The sequence below is a fragment of the Aeromonas finlandensis genome, assembly GCF_000764645.1.
Lineage (GTDB): Bacteria > Pseudomonadota > Gammaproteobacteria > Enterobacterales > Aeromonadaceae > Aeromonas > Aeromonas finlandensis.
Window position 1 is genome coordinate 1 of record NZ_JRGK01000139.1, and the last position, 3298, is coordinate 3298.

General features: G+C 59.7%; 1 protein-coding gene and 1 pseudogene. One reads left to right on the forward strand and one right to left on the reverse strand.

From position 1 onward, the window contains the following. The first annotated feature begins 50 nt into the window (after positions 1-50). Positions 51-2837: an insulinase family protein gene (locus LD28_RS0111520; protein WP_033137113.1), complete on the forward strand. Its 2787-nt coding sequence runs from the start codon at positions 51-53 to the stop codon at positions 2835-2837. A gap of 331 nt (positions 2838-3168) precedes the next feature. Here the strand turns inward: LD28_RS0111520 and LD28_RS0111525 are convergent. Next, positions 3169-3298, reverse strand: a pseudogene (locus LD28_RS0111525) (thiopurine S-methyltransferase); the annotation flags it as partial.

Below are 3298 nucleotides of genomic sequence, written 5' to 3' on the forward strand. Positions count from 1 at the left end.
GTCGATAATCATGTTTAAATTCAAATAAATCCAACGTGAGTCACACGCCAATGAGCCCATATGCCAGTCCCAATGACCATCGGCAATACCATTTTCTGGAGCTGGCCAACCGGCTCAGGGTCTTTTTGATTTGTGATCCCGATACCGACAAATCCGCCGCCTCGCTGGCGGTCAATACCGGCCACTTTGACGATCCCGCCGACCGGCAGGGGATGGCCCATTTTCTGGAGCACATGCTGTTTCTCGGCACCTGCACCTACCCCAAACCCGGTGAATACCAGCAATTTATGAGCCGTCATGGCGGCAGCAACAACGCCTGGACCGGCACCGAATTCACCAACTTCTTCTTCGAGATCGACAACGGCTTCTTTGAAGCGGGGCTGGATCGCTTCTCCCAGTTCTTTATCTGCCCCACCTTCACCCCGGAGTGGGTGGATAAAGAGCGCAACGCGGTCGACTCCGAGTATCGCCTCAAGCTGCAGGACGACATGCGCCGCAGCTATCAGGTGCACAAAGAGACCGTCAATCCGGCGCACCCCTTCTCCAAATTCTCGGTGGGCAACCTCGATACCCTGGCCGATCTGCCGGGGCGGGATCTGCGCTCCGACCTTATCCGGTTTTACGAAGGTCACTACAGCGCGGATCGCATGGCGCTGGTGATGATCTCGCCTGAATCCATCGATACCCAGTTGCAGTGGTGTTGTCGCTATTTCGCTCCCATTTTGAATCGCAATTTGGGAACCCCGACCCTCACCATGCCGCTCTATCGGCTCGATGATCTCGGCGTGCGCATCCACATCAATCCGGTCAAAGAGACCCGCAAGCTGTCGCTCAGCTTCCCCTTGCCCAATGTGGACGAGTTTTACGACAAAAAGCCCCTCACCTTCCTGAGCCATCTGATTGGCTACGAGGGTGATGGCAGCCTGCTCTCCCTGCTCAAGGCGAAAGGCTGGGTCAACCAGCTCTCGGCGGGCGGTGGCATCAGCGGCGCCAACTTCAAGGATTTTGGCGTCAACTTCGGCCTCACTCCCCTGGGCCTTGAGCATGTGGACGACATCCTCGCCGCCCTGTTTGGCTATCTGAAACTGATTGGCCGCGAAGGGTTGCAGAGCTGGCGCTACGACGAAAAACGGACCGTGCTCGAATCGGCGTTTCGCTTTCAGGAGCGCGGCCGCCCCCTCGATACGGTGTCAGGGCTGGTGCTCAACCTCTTTAGCTACAAACCTGAAGATCTGCTCTACGGCGACTACATGATGCGCGAATATGACGAGGGGCTGATCCGCCGCTTCCTCGCCAAGCTCACCCCGCACAACCTGCGCATCACCATTACCGCGCCGGAAGTGGCGACCGATCGGCTGGCCCGCTGGTATCAGACCCCCTACAGCGTGACGACCATCACCGAGGCCGAGAAAATTCGCTGGCAACAGAGCGAACCGGATCCGGCGCTGGCCCTGCCGCTGCCCAACCCCTTTATCAGCAGTCGGCTCGATCCGCGCACGCCAGCGCTTGCCGCCGACCTGCCCGCGTGTCTTATCGATCGCCCCGGTTTTCGCCTCTGGCACCTCCATGAGCACCAGTTCAGCGTGCCCAAGGGCAATCTCTATATCTCCATCGACAGCGAACATGCGGTGAAAAATCCGCGCAATATCGCCATGGCGCGCCTCGCCGTGGAGCTCTTGGCCGATCACCTCAACGCCCTCACCTATCCGGCGGAGCTGGCGGGGCTGGGCTACCAGATCTATGCCCATCAGGGGGGCTTTACCATCAACCTGAGCGGCTTTGCCGACAAACAGCCGCTGTTGCTCGACATGATCCTCGGCAACCGCACCCTGGGGTATCCGGATCCGGGCCGTTTTAGCGAGATCAAGGAGCAGCTCATTCGCAACTGGGAAAACCAGTCCAAGGCGCGCCCCATCTCCCAACTGTTCAACCAGCTCACCAGCCTGCTGCAACCGAACAACCCGCCATTCGAGCAGTTGCTGCGCCACCTGCGCAGCGTCAAGCTGGAGGAGATGCCCGCCTTCGTGGCCCAGCTGTTTGGCGAGGTGCATGTGGAGGCGCTGGTACACGGCGACTGGACGTCCGCCGAAGCGCTGGAGCTGGCAGCCCTGATGGAGCGGCACCTGAGCGACATCAATGGCACCAGCAGCAAGCCGAGCGGCGAAACCCGCCGCCCGCTCATCTCCATTCAGGACAGAGGCACCCTTATTCGCGAGCAGGGTTGCGATCACGAAGATTCGGCCCTGCTGGTCTATTACCAGTCCCGCACCACCCGGGCGCGGGATCTCGCCTGCTTCACCCTGGCGAACCACATCATGTCCTCCACCTTCTTCCACGAGCTGCGCACCCGCCAGCAACTGGGTTATGTGGTGGGCGCCGGCAACCTGCCCCTCAATCGCCACCCGGGCCTGATCTTCTATATCCAGTCACCGGTGGCGGGGCCGCAGATCCTGCTCGATGCGGTGGAGGAGTTTATCGACCTCTTCCCGCTCGCCATGCTCGAATTCACCGAGCAGCAGTGGCAGGAGAGCAAGGCAGGGCTGCAAGCCCAGCTCAGCGAGCGGGATGCCAACCTGCGCAGTCGCGGCCAGCGGCTGTGGGTCAGCATCGGCAACAAGGATCTGGGGTTCGATCAGCGGGAACGGGTCTGTGACGAAGTGGGTCACTTAAGCCGCGCCGATCTGGTGCGCTTTATCACCCAGCTGCGCTCGCGCACCTCCGATCGGCTGATCCTCTGCAGCTATGGTCAGGGGCACGAACATGACGAGCGGATCACTGGCCAGTTTATCGATGATCCCAAGGCGTTTCGGCTCAATGCTGCCACCTTCGAGGCCTGATCAGGCCTCGATATCCTCCGTTTTTCCTTCCCACGGCAAATCGCAGGCAATAAAAAGCCGACCCATCAGGGTCGGCTGGAAAAACCATAACAATTGCGACCAAAGCCGCCAAAAGTGAACATGAGCGTGAAAATCAGACACTGAGTTGCTGATCAGCAAGCGGGACAGACCCGATACTCGCTTTGCAATGCCAACAGTGATTGAGAAACAGCCTCATATTAGGCACTCCCCCCGCCAATCACGTTGATCTATGTCAAAGGTGGTAGCGAAGAGTATGCAGCCCGACAATTTGTCGGCGCAGATCACCCTTTGGCCGCCCGTTAGCTACCCGTTAGCCACGGCGAACCAGCCGATAGGCTACCTCATCGAAGTAGGAGAGCTGACCCGACAGCACCCGCGGGTGATCCACCTCGGCGGCGCGCCCCAGCACCTCGATGCGAAAATCGCGCTCAAACAGGGCC

What these genes read in the sequence shown, in the direction of transcription:
- LD28_RS0111520 (WP_033137113.1), top strand. Translation starts at nt 51, where the DNA reads ATGAGCCCATATGCCAGTCCCAATGACCATCGGCAATACCATTTTCTG.